General features: G+C 45.0%; 23 protein-coding genes. 19 read left to right on the top strand and 4 right to left on the bottom strand.

Annotated features, from left to right (window positions below; all coding sequences use genetic code 11):
- Nucleotides 1–133 precede the first annotated feature (133 nt).
- From xth to ACN0W5_RS06525, 3 genes are all read right to left on the bottom strand, one after another.
- Entirely contained in the window at nucleotides 134–919 is a 786-nt protein-coding gene (xth, locus tag ACN0W5_RS06535; RefSeq protein WP_417453363.1) for an exodeoxyribonuclease III, read from the bottom strand.
- Nucleotides 920–995: 76 nt separating this feature from the next.
- Nucleotides 996–1,343 (bottom strand): iron-sulfur cluster insertion protein ErpA, encoded by a 348-nt coding sequence (gene erpA, locus ACN0W5_RS06530; protein WP_417453362.1) that lies wholly within the window; start codon nucleotides 1,341–1,343, stop codon nucleotides 996–998.
- A 147-nt stretch (nucleotides 1,344–1,490) separates the two neighbouring features.
- Nucleotides 1,491–4,346 carry an MFS transporter gene (locus tag ACN0W5_RS06525; RefSeq protein WP_417453361.1) on the bottom strand — a complete coding sequence of 952 codons (2,856 nt, stop codon included), beginning with the start codon at nucleotides 4,344–4,346 and terminating at the stop codon, nucleotides 1,491–1,493.
- Between the two features lie 215 nt (nucleotides 4,347–4,561).
- On the opposite strand from ACN0W5_RS06525, the gene ACN0W5_RS06520 reads away from it, so the two are divergent.
- The 15 genes from ACN0W5_RS06520 (at nucleotide 4,562) to ACN0W5_RS06450 (ending at nucleotide 18,900) form a co-directional block, all read left to right on the top strand.
- Nucleotides 4,562–5,749: a deoxyguanosinetriphosphate triphosphohydrolase gene (locus tag ACN0W5_RS06520; protein WP_417453360.1), complete on the top strand. Its 1,188-nt coding sequence runs from the start codon at nucleotides 4,562–4,564 to the stop codon at nucleotides 5,747–5,749.
- Nucleotides 5,746–7,500: an arginine--tRNA ligase gene (gene argS / locus ACN0W5_RS06515; protein WP_417453359.1), complete on the top strand. Its 1,755-nt coding sequence runs from the start codon at nucleotides 5,746–5,748 to the stop codon at nucleotides 7,498–7,500. The genes ACN0W5_RS06520 and argS overlap by 4 nt, the downstream gene beginning before the upstream one ends.
- Nucleotides 7,500–8,570: an SPOR domain-containing protein gene (locus tag ACN0W5_RS06510; protein ID WP_417453358.1), complete on the top strand. Its 1,071-nt coding sequence runs from the start codon at nucleotides 7,500–7,502 to the stop codon at nucleotides 8,568–8,570. Before argS ends, ACN0W5_RS06510 begins: the two co-directional genes overlap by 1 nt.
- A gap of 17 nt (nucleotides 8,571–8,587) precedes the next feature.
- Nucleotides 8,588–9,604, top strand: coding sequence for a beta-N-acetylhexosaminidase (gene nagZ / locus ACN0W5_RS06505; RefSeq protein WP_417453357.1), 1,017 nt, complete (start codon nucleotides 8,588–8,590; stop codon nucleotides 9,602–9,604).
- Nucleotides 9,605–9,678: 74 nt separating this feature from the next.
- On the top strand, nucleotides 9,679–10,371 hold the full coding sequence (locus ACN0W5_RS06500) for a site-2 protease family protein (protein ID WP_417453356.1): 693 nt from the start codon (nucleotides 9,679–9,681) through the stop codon (nucleotides 10,369–10,371).
- A gap of 16 nt (nucleotides 10,372–10,387) precedes the next feature.
- Nucleotides 10,388–11,194, top strand: coding sequence for a segregation and condensation protein A (locus tag ACN0W5_RS06495; protein WP_417453355.1), 807 nt, complete (start codon nucleotides 10,388–10,390; stop codon nucleotides 11,192–11,194).
- 42 nt (nucleotides 11,195–11,236) lie between these two features.
- Complete coding sequence (scpB, locus tag ACN0W5_RS06490; RefSeq protein ID WP_417453354.1) at nucleotides 11,237–11,929, top strand: SMC-Scp complex subunit ScpB; 693 nt, start codon at nucleotides 11,237–11,239, stop codon at nucleotides 11,927–11,929.
- 133 nt (nucleotides 11,930–12,062) lie between these two features.
- Nucleotides 12,063–13,124, top strand: a complete 1,062-nt coding sequence (locus ACN0W5_RS06485; RefSeq protein WP_417453353.1) for an ABC transporter ATP-binding protein — start codon at nucleotides 12,063–12,065, stop codon at nucleotides 13,122–13,124.
- Nucleotides 13,125–13,239: 115 nt separating this feature from the next.
- Nucleotides 13,240–13,449 (top strand): twin-arginine translocase TatA/TatE family subunit, encoded by a 210-nt coding sequence (locus tag ACN0W5_RS06480; RefSeq protein WP_046505231.1) that lies wholly within the window; start codon nucleotides 13,240–13,242, stop codon nucleotides 13,447–13,449.
- 78 nt (nucleotides 13,450–13,527) lie between these two features.
- Nucleotides 13,528–13,989 (top strand): Sec-independent protein translocase protein TatB, encoded by a 462-nt coding sequence (tatB, locus tag ACN0W5_RS06475; RefSeq protein WP_417453352.1) that lies wholly within the window; start codon nucleotides 13,528–13,530, stop codon nucleotides 13,987–13,989.
- A 3-nt stretch (nucleotides 13,990–13,992) separates the two neighbouring features.
- Nucleotides 13,993–14,802, top strand: coding sequence for a twin-arginine translocase subunit TatC (gene tatC, locus ACN0W5_RS06470; protein WP_299376175.1), 810 nt, complete (start codon nucleotides 13,993–13,995; stop codon nucleotides 14,800–14,802).
- A gap of 149 nt (nucleotides 14,803–14,951) precedes the next feature.
- Nucleotides 14,952–16,229: a serine--tRNA ligase gene (gene serS / locus ACN0W5_RS06465; RefSeq protein WP_417453351.1), complete on the top strand. Its 1,278-nt coding sequence runs from the start codon at nucleotides 14,952–14,954 to the stop codon at nucleotides 16,227–16,229.
- Complete coding sequence (gene surE, locus ACN0W5_RS06460) at nucleotides 16,222–17,010, top strand: 5'/3'-nucleotidase SurE (RefSeq protein ID WP_417453350.1); 789 nt, start codon at nucleotides 16,222–16,224, stop codon at nucleotides 17,008–17,010. The genes serS and surE overlap by 8 nt, the downstream gene beginning before the upstream one ends.
- The gene (locus ACN0W5_RS06455; protein WP_417453349.1) at nucleotides 17,007–17,648 is read left to right on the top strand and encodes a protein-L-isoaspartate(D-aspartate) O-methyltransferase; all 642 of its coding nucleotides are present in this window, start codon (nucleotides 17,007–17,009) and stop codon (nucleotides 17,646–17,648) included. Before surE ends, ACN0W5_RS06455 begins: the two co-directional genes overlap by 4 nt.
- A gap of 46 nt (nucleotides 17,649–17,694) precedes the next feature.
- On the top strand, nucleotides 17,695–18,900 hold the full coding sequence (locus tag ACN0W5_RS06450) for a peptidoglycan DD-metalloendopeptidase family protein (protein ID WP_417453348.1): 1,206 nt from the start codon (nucleotides 17,695–17,697) through the stop codon (nucleotides 18,898–18,900).
- 85 nt (nucleotides 18,901–18,985) lie between these two features.
- Here ACN0W5_RS06450 and ACN0W5_RS06445 read toward each other — a convergent pair whose 3' ends face one another.
- Complete coding sequence (locus ACN0W5_RS06445; RefSeq protein ID WP_417453347.1) at nucleotides 18,986–19,858, bottom strand: ATP-binding protein; 873 nt, start codon at nucleotides 19,856–19,858, stop codon at nucleotides 18,986–18,988.
- 211 nt (nucleotides 19,859–20,069) lie between these two features.
- Between ACN0W5_RS06445 and yajC the strand changes: the two genes are divergently transcribed.
- The 4 genes from yajC (at nucleotide 20,070) to ACN0W5_RS06425 (ending at nucleotide 23,532) form a co-directional block, all read left to right on the top strand.
- Nucleotides 20,070–20,453 (top strand): preprotein translocase subunit YajC, encoded by a 384-nt coding sequence (yajC, locus tag ACN0W5_RS06440; RefSeq protein ID WP_299376157.1) that lies wholly within the window; start codon nucleotides 20,070–20,072, stop codon nucleotides 20,451–20,453.
- Between the two features lie 127 nt (nucleotides 20,454–20,580).
- Nucleotides 20,581–22,149 carry a protein translocase subunit SecD gene (gene secD, locus ACN0W5_RS06435; RefSeq protein WP_417453346.1) on the top strand — a complete coding sequence of 523 codons (1,569 nt, stop codon included), beginning with the start codon at nucleotides 20,581–20,583 and terminating at the stop codon, nucleotides 22,147–22,149.
- A gap of 15 nt (nucleotides 22,150–22,164) precedes the next feature.
- Nucleotides 22,165–23,142, top strand: coding sequence for a protein translocase subunit SecF (gene secF / locus ACN0W5_RS06430; protein ID WP_417453345.1), 978 nt, complete (start codon nucleotides 22,165–22,167; stop codon nucleotides 23,140–23,142).
- A gap of 12 nt (nucleotides 23,143–23,154) precedes the next feature.
- A complete protein-coding gene (locus ACN0W5_RS06425; RefSeq protein ID WP_417453344.1) occupies nucleotides 23,155–23,532 on the top strand; it encodes an Mth938-like domain-containing protein in 378 nt (125 codons plus the stop codon).
- The last annotated feature ends 8 nt before the right edge of the window (nucleotides 23,533–23,540 follow it).

Below are 23,540 nucleotides of genomic sequence, written 5' to 3'. Positions count from 1 at the left end.
AGCTTGAATAAGATAAACAAGGCAGCAAGAAAAAATGGTGGCTATGGTAACCCACGGTTTGTCGATAAGGAGTCTTGGAAGGTTATCAAATAGGGGAAAGAACATATTGCTAACCTAAGTCATTAGCCCAGGGTCAGGCAGATAGTTCGCACATCACAGGTGTATGGTCCGATGGTGATTCTTTTCCACGGGGATCTTTATCTATGCAGCAGCTCGTTAGAATGTCTGCGGCTTGTGGTGACAGCATCATCAGATCTATACGGATACCGTTGTTATGATCAAAAGCACTGCGCTGATAATCCCAATAGCTATAAACATGTGCTTCTTTATTGAGTGCGCGCCAGGCTTCGGTGTAGCCAAGGTTTTCCATCACACGAAAACGATCTCTTGAACTTGGATGGGTGTGCGCGCTGCCCTCAAAGCGTTTTGGGGAAAAGACGTCATCGTCTGTTGGGATCAGGTTGTAATCCCCTGCAAGAACAATGGGTTGTTCTGTTTTTAATAGTTTTTGGGCGTGGGTGTTAAGACGGTCCATCCACTTTAATTTATAGGGAAATTTGATTTCATCCGTCAGATTACTGTTGTTATTGCCGTTGGGCAGATAGATAGAGGCAACTCTTATGCCAAAGGTGGTTCCTTCGACGTATCTTGCATGATCATCTTCCTGATCACCGGGCAGTTCTCTTATGACATCTGTTATAGGTTCTTTGGATATCAGCGCAACGCCGTTGTAGCTTTTCTGTCCGACGACTTCCATATGGTAGCCAAGCTCTTCAAATTCCATATAGGGAAATTTTTCTGCAACAGTTTTTAGTTCTTGTAGCAGAAGTACATCAGGAGAGGCCGCTTTTATCCAATCGAGAACATTTGGAAGTCGTTTGTTAATGGAATTGACATTCCAAGTCGCGATCTTGACCATTGGATAAGGCTCACACTAGAGATTTAAAATTTAGAAGGGTACACACAACTGCGCGTTACTTTTATATGGTACCAATTTATATGGCAAAAGAAGTCCCGCACCCGCACGAGGCTGTGGCATTCGGGTTTGTTATGCGAAAAGACGCACCCATCAGGTCTTCGACAAAATCGACCTCGGAGCCATTCAGAAGGTCCAAAGACATTTCGTCGATTACAGCTTTGGTGCCGTCCTTTTGGAATGTTTTATCGTCTTCATTAACAGAATTGTCAAAAGAGAAACCATACTGGAAACCTGAACAACCGCCGCCAGAGACTGTTATTCGTAACATTAAGTCCGGCTTACCTTCTTGTTCTGCTAGCAAAGCCACCCGCTTTGCGGCACTGCTTGATAAGGAGATATAAGGAGTTTGATCATCTGTTGTCATATTCTACTCATAACCTGTAAGCCTACAATTAATGTTTACGATCCAGAAAACTAGAAATTCTGTATCTATAAAAGCAGTATACTGAAGGCTAGTTGTTAATCTGACTATATAGATAGGTTATCGTTACATCTAAATCTATTCATTTTTTCAAGATTCATATTTCGAAGACAGTTTTCTTTTGTTTAAAAAATCAATGAAATTAGTGCCGATGTAATAAACAACGAAGATCACTAAGCCACCTAGAATGATAACGCCTATTGATGAGATGGCAGTTGGTAATCCCCAATATCCCGCAATAGCAGCGATTATCAATAGACCAAGAATGCTACCACATCTCTCAAATAATCGTAGAGCGCCAAGGACAGAGTTTGAGCCCAAGTGTTTCAATTCTCCTTCGGCTAATTTCATTGTAAGTTCAACTTGTGGGCCTCGAAGTAGGCCATGGCCGAACCCGGTGCTTGCAGCTGCGATTAACATAGTCCATTGCGAAGGCATAAATGCTGTAAGTATGAGGCCTGCAGCCGTGATCAAGGAGCCTGTCACTGCAATAGAGCTTTCGCTTATTTTACTGTTGGTTAGCCATCCTAATAAAGTACCCGAAAGCATTATCATAAAGAAGTAAACCATTAAAAGTCGGGCTATATCTGCAGTTGAGGCATCAAGCGCGTCAAGCTGTAATGAAAAGAGATAGGATATAAAAACCTGGTCCATTAGGCTTTGTGGAACAGCAAGCCCCATACACACTGCAAAAAAACGAGGATTTTTAAGGGATGCTGCTATGGACTTGAACCGCAGAGGAGCTTCTTCTTTTGTTTTCGTATTTAACCCCGGGGGAATCATCCGGGTTAGCAATATGGCGGATATGACAACAAGAAAAGCACTGAACATAAAAGCGATGGATGTTCCAAATCGATCTGCAAGAACGCCGCCCAAAGCTGTACCTGCAAAAATTCCGGCAAAAAGGGCTGCTGAGAACTGACCGAGTGATTTGGTTCTTTCACCACGGGGTTCGTAGTCAATTACATAATCCTGACAAGCAAGTACGGCAAAGGCATATCCTATGCCCCCCAAAGATCGCCAGAAAATGATTTCCAATACATTAGTGGCAAAAAACATCCCAAAGTTTGAAAGGAAAATAAAAATTAGAGCCCCGAGGATCATTTTTTTGTGACCCCACTTACCTGTTAGCGACCGGGCAAAAGGGGCAGCAAAAAGGTAAGCAATCAGATATCCAGCGATTGGCAAGGAAATGACAATAGCCGGATCAATCCATGTTAAAGGATTTTCCGCGGCTCTTGTGAACAAGGGGAAGAAAGATAAAGCGAGTTCGTCTGCGGCAGCGAATAAAAAGAGCGCAAGCCGGATATCGTTTTTATAGGGATAAGTCAGTGTCAAAGGCCCCTCGGTCAGAAGTTTAAATTTCCCAGCCATAGAGGTCAGTTCTTCTTGAAGGAAAGCCTTAGTTTTTGTTGTTTTTAGATATGCTGCCAAAGCTTGATATCTCTTATGAATACTATGCGTCCTATTTGATAGCCGGGTAATTAAGTATTCTGTAAAGTTTCCGCGTCGGGGAATAATAACACTGGAATAATCGCCGTTGGCTTGCATTTCTGATAGCTGCTTAAGTCTGTTTAGGGGCGAGCTCAGTGACATCGTCATTACGAGAACAATGACCTCGTAAGCAAAAAGCAAGACAACAAGAACGATGACAGTTAGGTCCAATGCAACTTCACGAAATTGCTTGGCGATATAATTTACATCTGGTCGAATGATAATGTATCCAACGTTCTTTTCATCTGAGACGATAGGATAGATGGGAAGTTTACGTGCGTCTTGTGTCGTTGAATAAAATGGATTTTGCCAATCACCTGCAGTAAAAATAAATTTCCCTGTCGCAACACCCATAAAGGATATCTCGGGGAAATGGGTGAGGGTGTTGTTTAAATCTTCCTCAAGGTTATTTATGCTTGCTATGGGAATTCCAGCGGTGACATTTTGTTGAATGTTGTTTGTTGCTATTTGCGAAATAAGGTCGGTTCGCTTTACCATTTCTGGTTTGAGAGAGGCATTGACGGAAGTGTATGTGACAAACCCTAAAGACAGTGTGGCAGCGATAATCAAGCCGATAATCCAAGTATATACCTTTCGTTGGTAAGCAATACCCAGACGTATATCCAAAAGAGGGCTCATCACAATCTTCTGAGGCAATACTCTGGGCGCAGGGGCGTTTTGGTTTTGGCACTCTGATTCCCATTTTTTTAATTGAGAATCTATTTGGTCATAATTTTTATCCGCGGCGTTCAGATTCTCTAAGAGCTCCATAAATTGCGGATTAACCTGTTCTTTTCTTGCGCCTTCTGGGATCTGATAAACTGTCGGAACATTCGACCGAGCTTTGTACCATTGTTTTAACAAATTACCTGATTTTACAGCTTCTGAAAGTCGGAGCCTGAGGACAATAAATCCAATCACTGAAAATAGTAGAAGTAAAATTAAAGCTGTAATTATCACGATGAAGGTAAAATTTGCGACAGTGATATTGTAGCCAGTTTTAGGGTAAATTGCTGCGACAGTTCCAATTAAATGGCCGCTCGTATTGTTTATTTTTTTATAGCTAAAAAAATGCTTATCGGTTTCTTTATTCCATGTCTCATCTTTACTCGTTCTCTTCAGGTTTATTTCCGCCTGTGAGAGATTTAATGGTTGCGTTCTGTCGGTTGAGTGAACGATTTTACCACTTGCGTTCAAAATGTGGATTGCGTTGATGTCAGGGGCAAGCGCCTTTACTTGCGTCAGTATCTGCCGCGCATTCGGGAGATTTGAAACAGAAGGGCCATTTTTAGACAGAGCATCGTCGACTGATTCGACAACAACGGCTATTCGATGTTGGACAAGGTTAGATAATACAGAATTATGCTGCAGAATGGATAGTACTGTAAGAACAGATAATATTGTAATTAAGAGTGCTACAAAAGCACCCCAGCACCGCCATAAAAGATACAAAGCACTGCCCCCCCCAGGATTTTTTTTATGTTATTGGGGGACTGTATCAGGACAGATCATCCAGTAATAGAAATATTATGAAAGAGATGCTTTTTATAGTTGTTAATCGTGTGTTTAAAGCGTTGAATTTCTGTTCTGAATGAGCAAGCTTGTTCAATGAATACTCATGAATTCATTTTGCTTTACTAAGTCTCTCTTCGGGTTAGTCTTTGCCTATGACGAAAAACGATTCGAAAAAATTATATGCATCGTCTCCGGAAAGCAGTCGAGGACGCTTGCTGAAAGAACCTGAGAGCAAGACGAGAACCTGTTTTCAGAGAGACCGGGATCGTATTATCCACTCTGTTGCGTTTCGTCGGCTGCAATATAAAACGCAGGTTTTTGTCTATCACGAGGGGGATCATTTTCGAACGCGTCTGACCCATTCCCTTGAAGTTGCTCAGATCGCTCGGTCATTAAGTCGAACGCTTGGTGTAAATGAAGATCTTGCCGAGGGAATTGCTCTTGCCCACGATCTTGGGCACACTCCCTTTGGGCATGCTGGTGAAGATGCCATGCATGATGTGATGGAACCCTTTGGCGGTTTTGATCATAACGAACAGACTTTTCGGATTGTGACGCAGCTGGAACGACGCTATGCCGATTTCAACGGGTTGAACTTGACGTGGGAAACCCTTGAGGGATTGGCAAAGCACAACGGCCCTATTGAGGGACCGAACAGCCGGGAAGAGTATGTACCAGAATCCATGTCAAAGTATTGTAAGAACGCGCGGGATCTGGAGCTGTCTTCCTTTGCAAGCCTTGAGGCGCAGGTTGCGGCTATTGCCGATGACATTGCCTATAATAATCACGATATAGATGATGGTATCAGGGCCGGGCTTTTTACCGTTGATGACCTTTTGCCCATTCCTGTGGTTGGTGATATATTCCGCCAGGTATTGAAGAAATATCCTAACCTTGAAACTGAAAGCCTTGTCCACGAAGCTGTACGCCGTCTGGTTGACTATATGATCAGTGATGTTTTGTCTGAGACGCAAACAAGGTTAAAGGAAGCAAACCCGAAGACCGCTTTTGATATTCGCTGTCAAAACAGGGCAATGGTTGCTTTTTCGGATCAGTTTCGTGAGGTGGAAAAACAACTAAGAGCATTTTTATTTGAACACATGTATCGCCATGAAAAAGTCAAAGAAATGCGTAAACGTGTAAAGCAGGTTGTGAGAAACCTCTTTTCGCATTATTCAGAGCACCCAGAAGAGCTTCCTGATTATTGGCGTCTTGAAGCTGGTACTAAACTAACAAAGCGTAGCGCAAGATTGATCGCAGACTATATCGCTGGTATGACCGACCGATACGCTTTTGAACAACATAGACAGATTTTTAATCTGGATTTTGAGATAAAATGAACGTTTTTAAAGACTTAAGAAGTAAAGTTGTCGCGCAATTAGAAGATATGGCTGCTGCCGGAGAAATCTCAACGGGTCTGGATTTCAGCCGCGTTGCTGCGGAACCTCCTCGTGACTCTTCCCATGGAGATGCTGCAACCAATGCTGCCATGGTTCTTTCCAAAGTTGCGGGGATGAAACCACGTGACCTTGCGAGCCTTTTAGCGAAACGTCTTGAAAATCTGGATGTTATCAAGTCGGTAGAGATTGCGGGGCCGGGCTTTATTAATTTACGTCTGGATGAAAAGTTCTGGTTCGAACAGGTTGGGACGATCCTCAAAGCAGGAACATCATATGGCGATTCTGATATGGGGCAGGGCGAAAAGGTCAATGTTGAATACGTTTCTGCAAACCCTACTGGCCCCCTGACTGTTGGACATGCACGTGGTGCCGTTGTTGGTGATGCGCTTGCTGCACTTCTTGCCAAGGTAGGTTATGACGTTTGCAAAGAGTACTACATCAATGATGCGGGTAATCAGGTCAATGTTTTAGCAAACTCTGCTTATTTGCGATACCGCGAAGCTCTGGGCGAAGATGTTGGTGAAATTCCTGAAGGTTTTTATCCCGGTGAATATTTGAAAGATGTCGGTAAAGCACTGGCCGATAGAGACGACGATAAGTGGCTGGGTAAAGAAGAGGCAGACTGGATCTCTGAAGTTCGGAAGTTTGCAATTGATCAACTTCTGAATCTTATTCGTGACGATCTCGCGGCGCTGGGTGTCGTGATGGATGTGTATTCATCCGAACGCGCTTTGGTTGAAGCTGGTGGCGTTGACGAAGTAATGAAGTTTCTGGAAGCCAACGACTTAGTTTATACGGGCGTGCTGGAACCACCCAAGGGTAAAAAGCCTGATGATTGGGAAGCACGTCCACAGACACTTTTCAAATCAACTGACTTCGGTGATGACGTTGATCGGCCAATCAAAAAATCTGACGGTAGCTGGACTTATTTTGCAGGCGATATGGCCTATCACCTAGACAAATATCGCCGTGGCTTTAACACCATGATTAACGTCTGGGGGGCGGATCACGGCGGTTATATCAAGCGGATGCAAGCTGCAGTCACGGCGATGACCGAGAAAAAGGGTAGCCTTGATGTCAAGGTCTGCCAGTTGGTCAACCTTATGCGTGGCGGTGAAATGGTCCGCATGTCAAAGCGTTCAGGGAACTTTATTACCCTGAGGTCCGTTATTGACGAAGTCGGCAAAGATGTTGTCCGCTTCATCATGCTGACCCGTAAAAATGATGCCTCGCTTGATTTCGACCTAGTGAAGGTTGTGGAACAAAGCCGCGATAACCCTGTGTTTTATGTTCAGTACGCTCATGCGCGGTCCTGCTCGGTCCTAAAGCACTCGAAGAACGAGTTTCCTGATATGGATCTTTCTATAGAAGCTCTGGAGCAAGCTGATCTGTCACAGCTAAACAGCGAGGGTGAGTTAAGCCTGATCCGTCGGCTTTGTGAATGGCCGCGTCTTTTGGAAAGTGCGGGCGAAGCACATGAGCCACATAGAATTGCTTTTTATCTCTATGATTTGGCGGGGGAACTTCATGGCCTTTGGACCAAAGGGAAAGATAATGCACGGTTACGTTTCATCGTGACTGACGATCAGGATCTGACACAAGCGCGGATGGCGCTGGTCAAGGCAACATCCCTTGTTATTGCTTCGGGGCTGGACGTCTTTGGTATTGAACCTGCTAAGGAGATGCGCTGATGTCATCAAATTCTTCCGATGATGATCTAAAGGATTTTGAGAAAGTGCGTCAAAACGAGAGCATGCGCGTATCAACAGATCAAGATGCTCAGGATATACATGATGATTTTTCAAATGAAGAGTATTGGGAAGATGATCTGGATTTTGATGATGATCCCGGTGCTGGTTTATTTAAAAAGCTTGTACCAATTGGCCTTGGCCTGATTGCGGTTGCTGTTGTCGGCGGTGGCATTTTGATTATGCTTGGTGATAATAAGCCAAGTAACAATATACCCGATGCTATTCCTCTCATAGAGGCTGAAACAACACCGGAAAAGACCAAACCGGAATCACCGGGGGGAATGGTTATTCCTCATCAGGACAAGCTGGTTCTTAATAATGATTCCGGTGCAAGCGGAAATGCACAAGTTGAAAAGCTGTTACCTCCACCAGAAATACCGCAGCCTCCCAAGGCGTCAGAGCCAGAGGTTGATAACTCTACGGCGACCCAGTCCGCGACCAGTCAGGCTGAAGCACAGGCAGTAGAGGCAACTGAAAAAGCATCACAATCCGTTGCCCAAAAAATAGAAACAACCAAAGTTGAAGAGCAATCTCTTGCCAATACAGGTGAGGGAAGTTCGATTCCAAAAGCGCCTGAACCAAAAGCGTCTGAAGTTGAGTCCGTTTTAGCTCCTAAATCTGAGGAAGACGTGGCCAAAAAAGTGGAAGCTCCGAAAGCACCAGACCTTGTGGTACCAGAACCATCTTCTGTCACGACTGCCAAGAAGGCTGAGCCAAAAATAACAACTCCGGCTACTGTTCCACAAAAACCGGTATCTGGTCAGTACGTGCTACAATTGGCTTCTTTGAAATCCAAAGATGGCGCAATGACTGAATGGAAGAACATGCAGCGGAAGTTGAATGATCTTTTGGGCAGTAAGCAGCCGATTATTGAAAAAGCGTCTATTTCCGGCGTTGGCGTTCGCTATCGCCTGCAAACAGGACCTTTTGAAAATAAACAAGCCGCGAGTGATTTTTGCTCAAAACTGAAAGCAGCCAAACGCGATTGTTTGGTCAAAAAAGTTAAATAAGGTTCAGGAGTGAGGTTGTGGGGTTGAATTCAGTTATCTTTGGGTGTGAAGGCCATAACTTAACCGATTGGGAAAAAGGTTTTTTTTCTGAAGTTAAACCCTATGGCTATATTCTTTTCGCCCGTAACTGTGACACCCCTGATCAGATAAGAAACCTTATTTCTGAACTGAAATCGCTTTCTGGTAATGATGATCTGCCTGTTCTGATTGATCAGGAGGGAGGGCGCGTTGCGAGATTGCGTCCGCCTCATTGGCGCAAGACACCGCCGGCAGCTATCTTTGGGCAGATATTTGATCGTGATCAGGAAAAAGCCTTGCGAGCGACTTATCTCAATGCCTGCTTGATCGCTTACGAACTCAAAGAACTTGGTGTAACCGCTGACTGTGCACCTGTTTTGGATCTGACAATACCGGGGGCACATGAAATTGTCGGAGATCGTTCTTATGGGGCTACGCCCGAGAAAGTTGCGACAATAGGAACAAAGGTTATCGAGGGCTTCCTTCACTGCGGGATAATGCCTGTCATCAAACACTTGCCCGGACATGGTCGTGCGACGGTTGACAGCCACAAAGAACTGCCAAGGGTGGATACACCGCGGAATGAGCTTTCAAGTCATGATATCAAGGCTTTCAAGCTTATGAATTCGGCCCCATGGGGGATGACGGCGCATGTAATCTACGAAAGGATTGATCCCGACCATATTGCGACGGTTTCGCCAACAGTGATCCAACAAGTGATTCGTGACGAGATCGGTTTTGGCGGAATTTTATTGTCTGATGATCTATCTATGAAGGCTATGGCGGGAACTTACGAAGAGCGTGCCAAAGCAACATTGTCAGCTGGCTGTGACTTGGCATTGCATTGTAATGGGGATCAGCAAGAAATGATGTCCGTTGCCAAAGGCTTGCAAAAAATCGACAGCACGAAGTCGGATCGTTTGGATCAGGCTTGGAAGCTTCGCCAAAATAGTAATGTTGAGTGGAATGAAACACTCGACGAGCTTACAGAAATAATCTCTCCCTACTGGTCATAAAACCTAGTCAGTTAAGAGCCATTGGTTCAGGATTTTTTGAGCCGTTCAATTATAAAATGCAGGTCTTTACATTTATGGATATTAACGAATTTCTTTTTAAAGCATCAGTATGGGCTCTGCCATTTTTAATTGCGATTACTTTTCATGAAGCGGCACATGCCTATGTTGCCCGTGTTCTTGGTGACGATACGGCCTCAAAGTTAGGACGTGTCACTCTCAACCCTCTTAAACATATAGACCCATTTGGCACAATATTGTTGCCCTGTATGCTACTATTCATTGGCTCTCCCTATCTTTTGGGGTGGGCTAAACCAGTCCCGGTTGTTTTTGGTAGATTGGGTAACCCTAAAAGAGACATGGTTTTTGTTGCTCTTGCTGGGCCTGGATCAAATATTTTAATAGCTTTAATAGCAGCTTTTTTTCTATCTTTTATTGGCCCTGAAGCAGGGGATATGGGGCAATGGATTGCCCAAAATTTGTCTAATGCGATTCTCGTTAATTTGGTATTGGCTGTTTTTAATATGTTGCCGATACCACCGCTTGATGGTGGTCGTGTAGTGACCGGCCTTTTGCCAACATCTTTGGCTGTTCCGTTTTCCCGTTTGGAAAAATACGGCATGATTATTCTTATTGGTTTGATTTTTGTTCTACCGATGATTGGTCGCCAAATTGGTATGGATCTGAATTTAATCAGTTATGTGATTGTTAAATCTATTCATGCTATGCTTCCTTTCTTTCAAGCGATTGCAAATCTAAACATCATCTAGCTGTTTAAGGAAATCAGTGTCCGAAACACTTCCCTTTGAAGAAGACGACAGATCAGAACAATCGGAGGGGGTAAAAGCCCTACATCTGCTTGTACTTGAGTTGGATGGCTTTGAGGGACCGATTGATATTTTGCTGCAGTTGGCACGGGATCAGAAGGTTGATCTGACCCAGATATCAATTCTTGAGCTGGCGAATCAATACATAGATTTTATTCAACAGGCGCATGAATTAAGGCTGGAGCTTGCGGCGGACTATTTGGTCATGGCGGCGTGGCTTGCCTATTTGAAATCAAGATTACTTCTGCCGGAACCTGAGGGAGAAGAAGAGCCCAGCGGGGCTGAGCTTGCTGCCGCGCTCAAGTTTCAATTGCAGCGTTTGCAGGCGATGCAGGATGCAGGCAAAACCTTGATGTCGCGACCACAGTTAGGCATTGATTTCTTTGCGCGGGGATTACCGGAAAATACCGGGGTAATCAATAAAACAAGTTACGATGTATCGCTTTTTGATTTGCTAAAATCCTATGCAAACAGTCAGGTGCGAACAGAAGAAAAAAGTTTGCTTATCGAACATATGGAGCTTCATTCTGTGGATGACGCGATCAAGCGGCTATCAGCTTTTCTTGGGACTATTCCTGACTGGCAAGATCTCAGCCGATTTCTCCCGGTTAAGGTAGAACGCGGTATTTTGGCAAGATCGGCGGTGGTTTCTTTGTTTGCTGCGAGTTTGGAAATGTGTCGGGAAGGGCAAATCGATCTCAGGCAAGATGAAATCTATGGCCCGATATTTATCAAAGACGGCACGACGCGGATAGCTGAAAAGTGACGGGGGTGAGGATTGTTTGTATGAGGTGTAGGGGAGAAACAGATGGAAACACGCTTTGATGATCTTCGACTTTTGGAAGCGTTGCTCTTTGCATCTACGGAGCCGCTATCCATTGAACAGCTTTCTAGGCATTTCCAGAAAGACAGAGATTTGAAACCTCTTCTGGAGGAGTTGAAATCCTATTATGAGAATCGTGGTGTTAATCTTATCAAAGTTGAAGACAGATGGGCTTTTCGCACGGCACCTGATATGGCGCCTTTGTTGAGAGTTGAACAAAGCCAGTCAAAACCGTTGACGCGAGCGGGGGTCGAAACACTGGCAATCATTGCGTACCACCAACCAGTTACAAGAGCAGAAATTGAAGAAATCCGCGGCGTTAGTTTATCCAAGGGAACACTTGATACGCTTTTGGAGATTGGATGGGTCAAACCCAAGGGGCGGCGGCGAACCCCGGGGCGTCCTGTTACCTGGGCAACCAGTCAGTCTTTTTTGGATAATTTTGCCTTGGAAAGCCTGGATGATCTGCCCGGGTTTGACGAATTGAAAGTTGCCGGACTTCTTGACGCAAGGCCGGCAATTACGGCCCTTGGCGATCATGGTGATCTACTATCGGTATCCGGTGATGGTGTTGATCTGGAAACAGGCGATGAAGAAGGCAGCGATGATCGACTGAGCAGTGAGTTTGGCGAAGATTTAGCCGATGAAGAAAGCGAACAATCTTCACTTCCTGTTTAAAAATTACCTTTAAAAGAAAGAAATCAATTAACTTACTGCGACATTTTGGATTATGATGTCAGTTGATATTGATTTTTAACTGCAGTTCTGCGAGGTTGCTGCAAAGATTGTATTAAATTTAGACGGTTACTAAATGTCGGCCCTCTGTTTAGAGAATGTTAGCCATAATTTTGGCATCCTGCCAGCTGTGAACAATGTTAATCTGTCGATTAATGCTGGGGAGTTCGTATGCCTGTTGGGACCGTCTGGGTGTGGTAAGACGACAATTTTGCGATTGGCGGCCGGGCTAGAAACTTTACAGTCCGGTAAAATCACAATGGGTGAAACCATTGTTGCGGATGATAAAGCCGATTTGCCGCCAGAAAAAAGAAGCGTCGGTCTTGTTTTTCAGGATTATGCTCTTTTCCCGCACTTGGATGTATCCAAGAACATTGAATTTGGTTTAAAGCATCTTTCTGGTCGAGAACGTAAAGAACGTGTTCTTGAGACGTTGGCGCAAGTTGGTATGGCTGATTACCTTCATGCGTACCCACATACCTTGTCTGGTGGGCAGCAACAGCGTGTCGCCCTAGCCAGAGCAATTGCCCCGCGCCCCAAGCTTGTTTTATTGGATGAACCTTTTTCCGGTCTTGATGTCAGGCTTAGAAATCAGGTGCGCGAAGAAACACTGAGGGTGCTCAAAGAAAATAACATTGCCACCTTAATGGTGACCCACGATCCGGAAGAGGCCATGTATATGGGGGATCGTGTTGCCGTTATGAACAAAGGACAGATTATCCAGTTTGCACCACCGAATGAACTTTACAGTAATCCGGCGAATGCCTTTGTTGCGCACTTCTTTGGGGAAGTGAACGAATTTAAAGGAATTTGTAATGACGGATACGTTGTCACGCCTTTTGGTGCGATCGAAGTTCCTGATCTTCGTCATGGAACTGCTGTGGATGTGCTGGTGCGTCACGAAGGGATTGTCTTGGGCAAAAAAGTGAATGGAACAGGTGTTGAAGCCAGTGTCCTAAAATCGCGAATGCTTGGAAAATCAAACTTAGTAGATTTTAAAATTTCCAATGGGTTAGATGATGATCTTTATGTAAAAGCTCGTCTTGATAATCACACGATTCCTGCAACAGGTAATGACTGTGTTCTCGAATTGGATAAGCGCCTGACCTTTGTCTTTTCAGCAAAGACGCCTGACTGAAAAATTCAACATATGTAAAACACTCGGTGCTCTGACGTATGAATCGTTGCTTGCGCCTTTTCTTTTTGCCATAGTCCCTTACAGATTAAAGGTAATTGTCTCTAAGGAGAGAGTAATGGGTGCGTTCAGCATTTGGCATTGGCTGATTGTTTTAGTTGTTGTTTTGGTTCTCTTTGGTGGGGGCGGAAAGCTCAGCAAACTTATGGGCGATGCAGGTTCAGGCATTAAAGCCTTTAAAAAGGGCCTAAAAGAAGAGAATAAAGATACGGCTGCTTCTGATCAGGAAGAAAGCAAAACAATCTCTGAAGACAAAGATAAAGCATAAGTCAGCCTTATTCAGAGCTGATTTGTATTTGTGTTTGGGTGTGTTCAGGGATCCGTAATTCCTAAGGAGCAGTAGCCAATGTTCGACATCGGTTGGTCGGAAATGATGGTCGTTGCAGTTCTTACCCTTTTGATAATGGGGCCTAAAGAGCTGCCGAATACCCTTCGTACCGTCTCTAAATGGGTACGTAAGGCCAAGGGACTTGCCCGGGAATTCCAATCCGGCGTTGATGACGTCATTCGTGAGTCTGATCTTCAGGATGCGAGAAAAGCGCTGGAGGGGGCCAATAGCGAATCAATCCGTAAAACGGTTGAAGATGTTATTGATCCTACACAGGCGCTGACCAAGACGTCACAAGAAGTCAAAGATGGTGTCGAAGCGATAACAAAAGAAGACAAAGAGGATCATAATCCCTTTGCTTCTGTTCAAAAGCCGCTTGCGGATACACCTTCGACAAAAACAGAACCTGAAAAAGCTCCAGAGACAGTTCAATCTGAAGCAGTTCAGGTAGATAATACAACTTCTTCAAAAAGCAGCTAAGCAGTGAGTGATACAACCGAAGAACAGAAGATGCCATTACTGGAGCATCTGATTGAACTCAGAAAGCGATTATTATGGAGTGTCGTCACTCTGTTGGTCGCTTTTTTGGCCTGTTTCGCTTTTGCTGAACAGCTTTTTGAATATCTTGCTGCCCCTTTGGCAGAAGTGATGCGCGAAAATTCGGTCAGTGATCGTCAGCAGCGATTGATCTTTACTGATTTGACAGAGGTCTTTTTTACCTATGTGAAAGTCGCGTTCTTTTTTGGGGCTTTCATCAGCTGTCCAATCTTTCTGTCTCAGATCTGGTTGTTTGTTGCGCCGGGCTTATACAAAAACGAGAAATCTGCCTTTGCACCGTTTTTGATTGCGTCGCCGATTTTGTTTTTTGTCGGTGGGGCTTTGGTTTATTTTGTGATCTTCCCGCTTGCCGCAGAGTTCTTTCTTGCGTTTCAGGTTGAAGGTACAGACAGCTCAATCGCTATTGAACTGGAAGCTAAAGTTAATGAATACTTCTCGCTGATGATGAAGTTGATATTTGCTTTTGGTCTCTGTTTTCAGCTACCCGTCTTGATGACATTGTTGGCAAAAGTCGGCATTGCGTCGTCGAAAGGGATGGCGGAAAAGCGTAAATATGCGATTGTTGGTGTCTTTATTGTTGCCGCAATATTTACCCCGCCAGATCCCTTGAGCCAGTTGGCGTTGGCTATTCCGATTGTACTTCTTTACGAAGTGTCGATCCTGATGGCCAAAATGGTAGAACGCAAACGTGCCGAGGAAGAAGAAGCTGAGTCGACTGACGTAACCCCTGACTAAGGTCGTACGTTCGCTGCACAGTTGATACCAAACCCTTTTAAGGCCTTTGACATCGAGATTTTGCTTATCTCAGCGTTGAGTGTACTCTGTTGATAAGTATATCGTTTTAATTGAATTTTGTCTCTCTCAGTACAAGGACAGAGATACCTATGTATGACCTAAAGTTGATCCGCGACACCCCTGAAGTTTTTGATGAAGGGCTTAAGCGCCGTAATATGGAACCAATGTCTGCCCAGATTCTGGATCTGGACAAACAGCATCGTGCGCTTCAGGCCGAGCTGCAAGAAATGCAAGCGCGCCGTAACGAAGTATCAAAGCAAATTGGTATTGCGAAACGCAATGGCGAAGATGCGTCGGATCTAATGGCAGAGGTCGCGGGTATCAAAGAAGGTATGTCTGAAAAAGAGACTGCCGAATCTGATCTTGGTAATCAGATTAAGACAATCCTTGCCGGTATTCCCAACCGACCAAACGACGATGTTCCTGTTGGTGAAGACGAGGACGATAATGTTCTTGTGCGCACTGTTGGTGACAAACCTGAGCTGGGCTTTGACGCAAAGCAGCATTTTGAGCTGGGCGAAGAATTTGGCGAAATGGACTTTGAGCTGGCGGCAAAGCTTTCTGGATCCCGGTTTGTTGTTCTTAAGGGAAGTGTGGCTCGTCTTTATCGTGCTTTGTCACAGTTCATGATTGATATGCATATCGATGAACACGGCTATACGGAAGTGATACCACCAGTTCTTGTGCGTGATCATGTGATGTATGGTACGGGTCAGCTCCCAAAATTTGCAGAAGATTCTTTCAAGACTGAAGAAGGTTTCTGGCTTATTCCAACAGCTGAAGTGCCATTGACGAATACGGTTGCTGGCGAGATCCTCAAGGAAGATGAGTTGCCAAAGCGAATGACTGCTTTGACGCCTTGTTTCCGTTCCGAGGCTGGCTCTGCCGGGCGTGATACTCGTGGTATGCTACGCCAACATCAGTTTGATAAGGTGGAAATGGTTTCTGTTGTTCACCCGGATAAATCCGATGATGAGCTAGAGCGTATGACTAGTTGCGCGGAAGATGTGTTGAAGAAACTGGGGCTGCATTATCGCGTTGTGGTTCTTTGCACAGGTGACATGGGCTTTGGTGCGCGTAAGACTTATGATATCGAAGTTTGGTTGCCCGGTCAGGATGCATACCGTGAAATTTCTAGCTGTTCTACCTGTGGTGATTTCCAGGCGCGTCGTATGAACGGGCGTTTCAGATCTACTGAAACGAAGAAACCTGCTTTTGTACACACTTTGAATGGCTCTGGTGTTGCGGTTGGGCGCTGTCTCATTGCCGTTATGGAAAACTATCAGCAAGCTGATGGTTCCATTGCTGTACCCGCGGTGCTTAGACCATACATGGGGGGCAAAGAAAGCATCCTCTTGAATGACTAAGACGATACAGAGCCTTAAAAATGCGCGGATACTGTTATCAAACGATGACGGTATCCACGCCAAAGGATTATCTGTTTTAGAAGAAATATCCCGCCAATTATCCGATGACGTCTGGGTTGTCGCGCCAGAATCTGAACAGTCGGCCAGCAGTCATTCTCTTACTTTGAGACGCCCTTTGCGGGAACGCAAGCTTGATAACAAGCGTTACTCTATTGATGGCACGCCAACAGATTGTGTTCTGATGGCCATGAAGTATCTAATGGTTGATAAGGTACCCGATATTGTTCTGTCTGGGGTGAACGTCGGGGCAAATCTGGGTGAAGATGTTATCTATTCCGGCACGGTGGCTGCGGCAATGGAGGGGGCCATTCTTGGCGCCCGGTCTGTTGCTCTTAGTCTAAGGCCGGATGATAAGGATGAAAGTCTTTTTCATTGGGATACCGTTACCAAGTTTGCACCTGAAGTTATTGCAAGGCTCGCAACGTGGGGGGAGCCAGGAAACCTGTTATTCAATGTGAACTTCCCGGGAATTCCCGCTGATAAAGTCAAAGGTATCAAGGTCTGTGCCCAAGGGCATCGGGACGAGGGAACAACTGTTGTCGAAGGAAATGACCCCAGTGGCCGACCTTATTTGTGGGTTGGTCAGTTTGTCAGCCATCACACATCGGTTCCCAATGCGGATCTGACGGCGATTGCTGAGGGATATATTACAGTAACGCCTTTGAAATTCGATCTGACAGATAAAGGTCTGTTGTCAAAGATGGAAACTCTATTCCCATGAGTCTTGAAGCACGCAAAATCAGACTTATTATGGAATTGAGACGCGGAGGTATTTCTGATACCGGCGTCCTTTCCGCGATTGAGCGTATTCCAAGAGAAGCTTTTGTCCCCGGGCCTTTTCAGGATCAGTCCTATGAGAATATGGCACTTCCAATTGGCAGAGGGCAAACACTGAGCCAACCACAAGTCGTCGCCATGATGACACAGGCTCTTTCCGTAACGAAAAGAATGAAGATTCTCGAGGTTGGTACAGGATCTGGGTATCAAGCCTCCATTTTGTCACGTTTATGTCGGCGTGTTTATACGATCGAACGCTACCGTGAGCTATTGGGGGAGGCAGAAGAACGTTTTACAAACCTGCGTCTTCACAATGTGACCACAAAGTTGGGGGATGGTTACAAGGGATGGAAAGAACAAGCACCGTTCGAACGCATAATTATCACAGCTGCACCAAAGGAAATTCCCGAAGCTCTGCTTGAGCAACTGGCAATAGGTGGTATTCTGGTTTTACCGTTGGGGTCACAAGGTAATAATCAGGAATTGATCAGAATTACGCGGACAGAAAACGGGTTTGATCATGAGAACCTTGGTGAGGTACGGTTTGTGCCTCTTGTTCACGGGATGCCAAAAGGCATCTAATTGGCTTTGGTGGTTGTAGTACAGGAATACGCTCGTAACTAATTTGATGTTTAATCGGACCAGCTTACCTACTTTGAAACTAGGCTTTTTACTGTTAAGCGCAGGGCTGTACGGGTGCACGATCAATCCGTCGTCCTTTCCGACAACGACACAAAAATCAACACCAACTCAGACGGTTTATAATTACCCGCCGTCAATCTTGCCCAAGAGAAAACCAACACCGCCGTCGCGTCCTTCAACAGCAGGGCAGACGACTGGTCGTGTTGCAGGTGTTTCAATTCCGGCGTTGCTACCTGAAAATATTCCTCTGCCCAAAAGAAACCCAAGAAGGCAGGTAGAGCATAGCAGTTCAACTGCTGAGATCCAAAAACAAGCGAGAGCGACTTCGCAACCTGTAAATAATCAGACAGAAATTCCTACCACTCAATACACCGTAAATCGAGGTGATACGGTCTATTCAATATCACGTAAACGTCGGGTTTCTATTCGTGAACTTATTATTCTGAACCGTTTGTCCCCGCCTTATAAGCTATTGGTCGGACAGGCTATCAAGCTACCGGTTTCGAAAGAGCATGTTGTGATTGCTGGGGATACACTTTACAGCATTTCCCGTCGGTATGGTGTTGAAACCACAGCATTGGTAAAGATTAACAAAATCAATCCACCTTATGCGCTGTATGTTGGGCAGCGTTTGAACCTTCCTGCATTACGGCAAGATAATGTGGTACGTTCAGCAAGTGTTTCACCTTCGACCAATAGACCAAATATTACGTCGGCAGTTCCGAAGACTTCGGCTAAAACACCTGTTCGAAGCGCTATTCCTGCCAGTCCTAAAAACTTCACCGGCCCGGTTCCCAAGCCGTTACCCCGATCATTCAGCAATTTCTTACGGCCAGTTAAGGGAAAGGTGATTTCTTCCTTTGGTGCTAAAGAAGGGGGAATACATAATGATGGTATTAATATTGCTGCACGTAGAGGAACGTCTGTAAAAGCAGCTGAAAATGGTGTCGTTGTTTATGCGGGGAGTGAGTTGAAAGGCTTTGGCCAAATGCTACTGATCAAGCATTCTGATGGATGGGTAACAGCCTATGCCCATACTGATCAATTACTCGTTGGACGCGGCCAACGCGTGAAGAGAGGACAGGATATTGCCAGAGTTGGCAGTACAGGAAATGTTTCCAAACCTCAGCTTCACTTTGAAATTCGCAAAGGCTCTGAAGCTGTTAACCCCAACAAGCTGCTAACGAACTAAATCTGTTTTTGTAACTTACTTCATGCTTGGGTTAGAAGCGTGTTGTATCATGTATATGGGGATTATTCCTATGGGTATATCATGCCTATAGAATTTTGATGGACATTCTTCCGGCAAGGTCCTGTATAAACTGCCAGGCAACACGACCTGAACGGGATCCCCGGGTAACAGACCATTCACGCGCTTCGGCATGTAAAGCATCACGATCTATATTTATGCCGTACTTTTCCACGTAGCCTTCGATCATTGCAAAGAAGGTGTTCTGATCGCAATTATGGAAACCAAGCCACAAGCCAAAACGATCAGACAGGCTGACGTTTTCTTCTGTTGCCTCTGAGGTGTGGATAGCTGATGACCGTTCGTTTTCAATCATATCTCGGGCCATGAGATGTCGACGATTTGATGTTGCATAGAAAAGCACATTTTTCGGACGACCTTCAATACCGCCTTCCAGAACAGCCTTGAGTGATTTGTAAGTATCGTCCTGAGTGTCAAAGCTGAGGTCATCGCAGAAAAGAATACAAGGACGTTCTGATGTTTTTAAAATCTTTAAAAGCCGGGGGAGTGACGGGATATCTTCACGGTGTATTTCGACAAGGGTTACTTTGTTGAAATTATTTTCTTCCGCTAGTGAATTCACCTTTTCATGAACGGCTTTGACAATCGAACTTTTCCCGGTACCTCTTGCACCCCATAACAACGCATTATTTGCTGGATACCCCTCTACAAAACGCAGGGTATTGTTCAAAAGAGACTCTCTTTGCCGATCAATTCCTTTGAGAAGATCAAAATCAACCCGATTCACATCTTCAACAGCTTCCAGAACATCAGGTTCTGTCTGCCATACATACGCATCTGCCTGGGAAAGATCAGGCGCACTTTCTTGTCGTGGAGATAGTTTTTCCAGTGCCGAAGCAATACGTTCAAGTAAAGGGTATAAGTCTTTAGAATCAGTCATTTATACTACTCCGGCGCTAAGCCTGTCGGTCGATCAGTTTTCGAACCCTAGCGGGCGGACCTAAGTCAGTCAAATGCTCTGTCATTCCGGGATGTTTTCTTTGTTTTTCTGTTCGTTTGCATTTCCGGGCCAGACAGTTATAGTCCGCGGGTAATTTTTTTTGGGGGTTGCTAAGCAACCGATTCCAAGTTCTTTATTTTTGGAGGGATTAATGTTGATTTCCACAGCCTATGCCCAGGCAGCTGGTGGTGCTGGTTCGTCGAGTGAATTGTTTGCGACACTATTCCCACTCGTTTTGATTTTTGCGGTTTTTTATTTTCTGATTATTCGCCCGCAAAGCAAGAAGATGAAACAGCAAAAAGCGATGATTGATGCTATCCGTCGTGGTGATAAAGTCGTCACAGCTGGTGGTGTTATTGGAACCGTTGCAAAAGTAAAAGACGGAGGCGAAGTTCAGGTGGACATCGCTGAAAACGTTCGTATCACTGTTATCCAGAGCACAATCGCAAGTGTTGTCAGTAAGACAGAGCCTGCTGATAAGTCTGCTAACGACGACAAAGACAAAGACAAAAAAGACAAGAAATCTAAAGATTAAACCTTTTCTGGATTTTCCGTTTTAAGGAAAGTTTATAGAAAAGCATCTTTAGAGGTGGTTTTTACCTGCTCTGGCCCTATATCCAGAGCAGGTTTATTTCATATATCAACAGATAATACGGCCCGTTATGGTTCAGTTTTCCAAGTGGCAAATTTTTGCAGTTATTGGCGTTCTTGTTCTCGGTATCTTTTATGCCATGCCGAACTTGTTCAAAGAACAAACTCTTGAAACCTTCCCTGATTGGGTCGCGAGTGATCAGATTAATCTGGGGCTCGATTTACAAGGTGGTTCCTATCTTTTACTCGAAGTTGATCTGGATGCTGTGGAAGAAGAACAGCTTACCAATCTAGTCGAGGGGATCAGGTTAAATCTTCGTACTGAACGCATTGGATACCAGAACCTCGGTGTCGAAGGCAAAGCCGCCACCTTCACGCTTCGCGATGCGAGTGAGGAAATGGTTGGTCGTGTCCGAAAGATGATCTTCGAAAACAACCCGGGGCTTTTGATTTCGACCGATGGTGCCAAGGTTATTTCTGAATACAGCGATCAGGTTTTGCGCGAACGCAGGATCGCAGTGATCAACCAATCAATCGAAGTCCTTCGCAAGCGTTTGGATGAAACAGGTACAAAAGAGATTAGTCTGCAAAGACAAGGTGAAAGCCGTATCCTTATTCAGGTTCCAGGCGTTAAAGACCCTGATGAAATTAAACGTCTGATTGGTAAAACTGCGAAGCTGACATTCCATCTGGTTGATCAAAATGCTGACCCTTATTCTGGTAAGGCACCTGTTGGCTCACAGATTATGCTGTCGCAAGAAACGCAGGCAAGTGGGCAACCGCAACGTTACGTTATTAAAAAACGAGTTATGGTAAGTGGTGAAAACCTGATCGATGCACAGTCAACATTCCAAGATGCCCAGCCTGTCATCTCATTTACTTTTGATACAACGGGTGCGCAAAGATTTGCACGGGTAACGCAGGAAAATGTTAATCGTCCTTTCGCAATCGTTTTGGATGGCAAAGTTATTTCAGCCCCTGTTATCAGGTCTCCAATTCTAACGGGTAACGGCATTATTTCTGGTAACTTCACCCTGCAATCTGCGGAAGAACTTGCTGTGCTTCTTCGGGCGGGTGCATTGCCTGCACCACTTAATATTCTCGAAGAACGTACCGTGGGGGCCGGACTTGGTGAAGACTCTGTCAATGCGGGTAAAATCGCGAGTATTATAGGCCTGGTGTTTGTGTTGATCTTTATGGGGGCTGCATATGGATTGTTCGGTGTTATGGCGAACATTGCCTTGATTGCGAACCTCGTCCTGATTGTTGCCGTGCTCTCGCTTTTCCAAGCGACACTTACGCTGCCGGGTATCGCGGGAATCGTACTGACAATCGGTATGGCTGTGGATGCCAACGTCCTTATTTTTGAGCGTATTCGTGAAGAAATACGTAACGGTCGTGGGCCGGTTATGGCGGTTGATGCGGGCTACAAACGCGCGATTGCAACGATTTTGGATTCAAACATTACGACGCTTATTGCGGCAGTTTTGTTATTCCAGTTCGGTACAGGCCCAATTAAAGGTTTTGCCGTAACCCTGACCATCGGAATTGTTACGTCTATGTTCACTGCGATTATGTTTACGCGATTACTTATTGTTGTCTGGCTGCGCCGTCGTCGGCCGCTGTCACTTGGTATATAAGAGGAGGCTGGAATCATGGCGTTAATTAAAAAGCTTCCTACAGATCTCAATATCAATTTTATGGGTAAGAGAAAGCTCTTTATGGCTTTTTCAGCCTTAATGATTGCCTTGTCCTTAGTGTTGGTAGCAACCCGCGGATTGAATTTTGGCGTGGATTTTCGAGGCGGGATTCTGATAGAAATCAGAACATCAGAAGCTGCTGACTTATCCTCTCTCAGATCTAGAATAGGGGCGCTTGGTCTGGGGGAAGTTAGCCTTCAGGAATTTGGTGCACCAACTGACGTTTTGATCAACATCCAAAAACAGGATGGAGATGAAAAAGAACAGATGAAAGCTATTCAGCTGGTAAAGGATGAGCTGGGCAGTGCGGTTGAAGAATATCGTCGTGTCGAATTTGTTGGTCCAAAGGTTGGTGCCGAACTAAAAGAAGACGGCGCATTGGCCACGCTTTTTGCCTTGTTGGGTATTGCTTTTTATATCTGGTTCAGGTTTGAGTGGCAATTCTCGGTTGCTGCTTTGTTGGCTTTGACACACGATATCATTACGACAATCGGTTTCTTTGCACTAACCCAATATGAGTTCAACTTGGCAACATTGGCTGCTGTGTTAACGATTGCGGGGTATTCAATTAACGATACGGTTGTTATTTTTGACCGGGTACGTGATGAATTGCGACGTTACAAAAAGATGGACGTTATCGACGTTTTGAATATGTCGATTAACAGAACACTTTCCAGGACAATTCTAACATCTGTTACAACTCTTCTTGCTCTTATAGCGCTATTTGTGTTTGGTGGTGAAGTTATCAGAGGTTTGAGCCTCGGCCTTATTTGGGGAGTTACCATTGGTACCTATTCCTCTGTTGGCCTTGCTGTTCCGTTACTTTTTGCTACGAATGTCAGATCGTCTATTCCTGAAGAAGAGGAAGAAGGACTTGTGGACGAAAATGGTCAGAAGATCGAGTTCGTTCCGGAAAATGACAAAGCCAGTTAGGAGTTAACCTTCGTGGAAATATCGCTTAAAATTCCAGAAGGCAAACAGATTATCGAAAAGTATGGTAATGGTCGATTTATGGTGTCCGACCATTACCATGAAGGTTCTATTCTTGTGCTACCAGATTTGACTGAAAGCTGGGACGTACAAAGTTTTTCTGATGTGTCTTTGGAAACACTTACCTCCTTTGTCGAAAAGGCGAGCGTGATCGAAGTGTTGATTCTTGGGTGCGGCGCTAAAGGCGAATTCATTACCCCCACTTTCCGCAATAGCCTGAAGGATAAAGGTCTAATTGTAGATGCGATGGATACAGGTGCGGCCTGTCGTACCTATAACGTTCTTCTCTCTGAAGGTCGGAATGTTGCTGCTGCGTTAATCGCAGTCGATTAAAGTTTTCT

It is taken from the genome of Kiloniella sp., assembly GCF_048270245.1.
Classification (GTDB): domain Bacteria; phylum Pseudomonadota; class Alphaproteobacteria; order Kiloniellales; family Kiloniellaceae; genus Kiloniella.
Note: the sequence above shows the minus strand (reverse complement) of the source record. Positions and strands in the feature narration are given on the sequence as shown.

Bases quoted from the DNA above. Each gene is read 5' to 3' on its own strand.
- xth (WP_417453363.1), bottom strand. From the start codon at position 919: ATGGTCAAGATCGCGACTTGGAATGTCAATTCCATTAACAAACGACTT.
- erpA (WP_417453362.1), bottom strand. From the start codon at position 1,343: ATGACAACAGATGATCAAACTCCTTATATCTCCTTATCAAGCAGTGCC.
- ACN0W5_RS06520 (WP_417453360.1), top strand. From the start codon at position 4,562: ATGACGAAAAACGATTCGAAAAAATTATATGCATCGTCTCCGGAAAGC.
- argS (WP_417453359.1), top strand. From the start codon at position 5,746: ATGAACGTTTTTAAAGACTTAAGAAGTAAAGTTGTCGCGCAATTAGAA.
- ACN0W5_RS06510 (WP_417453358.1), top strand. From the start codon at position 7,500: ATGTCATCAAATTCTTCCGATGATGATCTAAAGGATTTTGAGAAAGTG.
- ACN0W5_RS06500 (WP_417453356.1), top strand. From the start codon at position 9,679: ATGGATATTAACGAATTTCTTTTTAAAGCATCAGTATGGGCTCTGCCA.
- scpB (WP_417453354.1), top strand. From the start codon at position 11,237: ATGGAAACACGCTTTGATGATCTTCGACTTTTGGAAGCGTTGCTCTTT.
- ACN0W5_RS06485 (WP_417453353.1), top strand. From the start codon at position 12,063: ATGTCGGCCCTCTGTTTAGAGAATGTTAGCCATAATTTTGGCATCCTG.
- ACN0W5_RS06480 (WP_046505231.1), top strand. From the start codon at position 13,240: ATGGGTGCGTTCAGCATTTGGCATTGGCTGATTGTTTTAGTTGTTGTT.
- tatB (WP_417453352.1), top strand. From the start codon at position 13,528: ATGTTCGACATCGGTTGGTCGGAAATGATGGTCGTTGCAGTTCTTACC.
- serS (WP_417453351.1), top strand. From the start codon at position 14,952: ATGTATGACCTAAAGTTGATCCGCGACACCCCTGAAGTTTTTGATGAA.
- surE (WP_417453350.1), top strand. From the start codon at position 16,222: ATGACTAAGACGATACAGAGCCTTAAAAATGCGCGGATACTGTTATCA.
- ACN0W5_RS06455 (WP_417453349.1), top strand. From the start codon at position 17,007: ATGAGTCTTGAAGCACGCAAAATCAGACTTATTATGGAATTGAGACGC.
- ACN0W5_RS06450 (WP_417453348.1), top strand. From the start codon at position 17,695: ATGTTTAATCGGACCAGCTTACCTACTTTGAAACTAGGCTTTTTACTG.
- ACN0W5_RS06445 (WP_417453347.1), bottom strand. From the start codon at position 19,858: ATGACTGATTCTAAAGACTTATACCCTTTACTTGAACGTATTGCTTCG.
- yajC (WP_299376157.1), top strand. From the start codon at position 20,070: ATGTTGATTTCCACAGCCTATGCCCAGGCAGCTGGTGGTGCTGGTTCG.
- secD (WP_417453346.1), top strand. From the start codon at position 20,581: ATGGTTCAGTTTTCCAAGTGGCAAATTTTTGCAGTTATTGGCGTTCTT.
- secF (WP_417453345.1), top strand. From the start codon at position 22,165: ATGGCGTTAATTAAAAAGCTTCCTACAGATCTCAATATCAATTTTATG.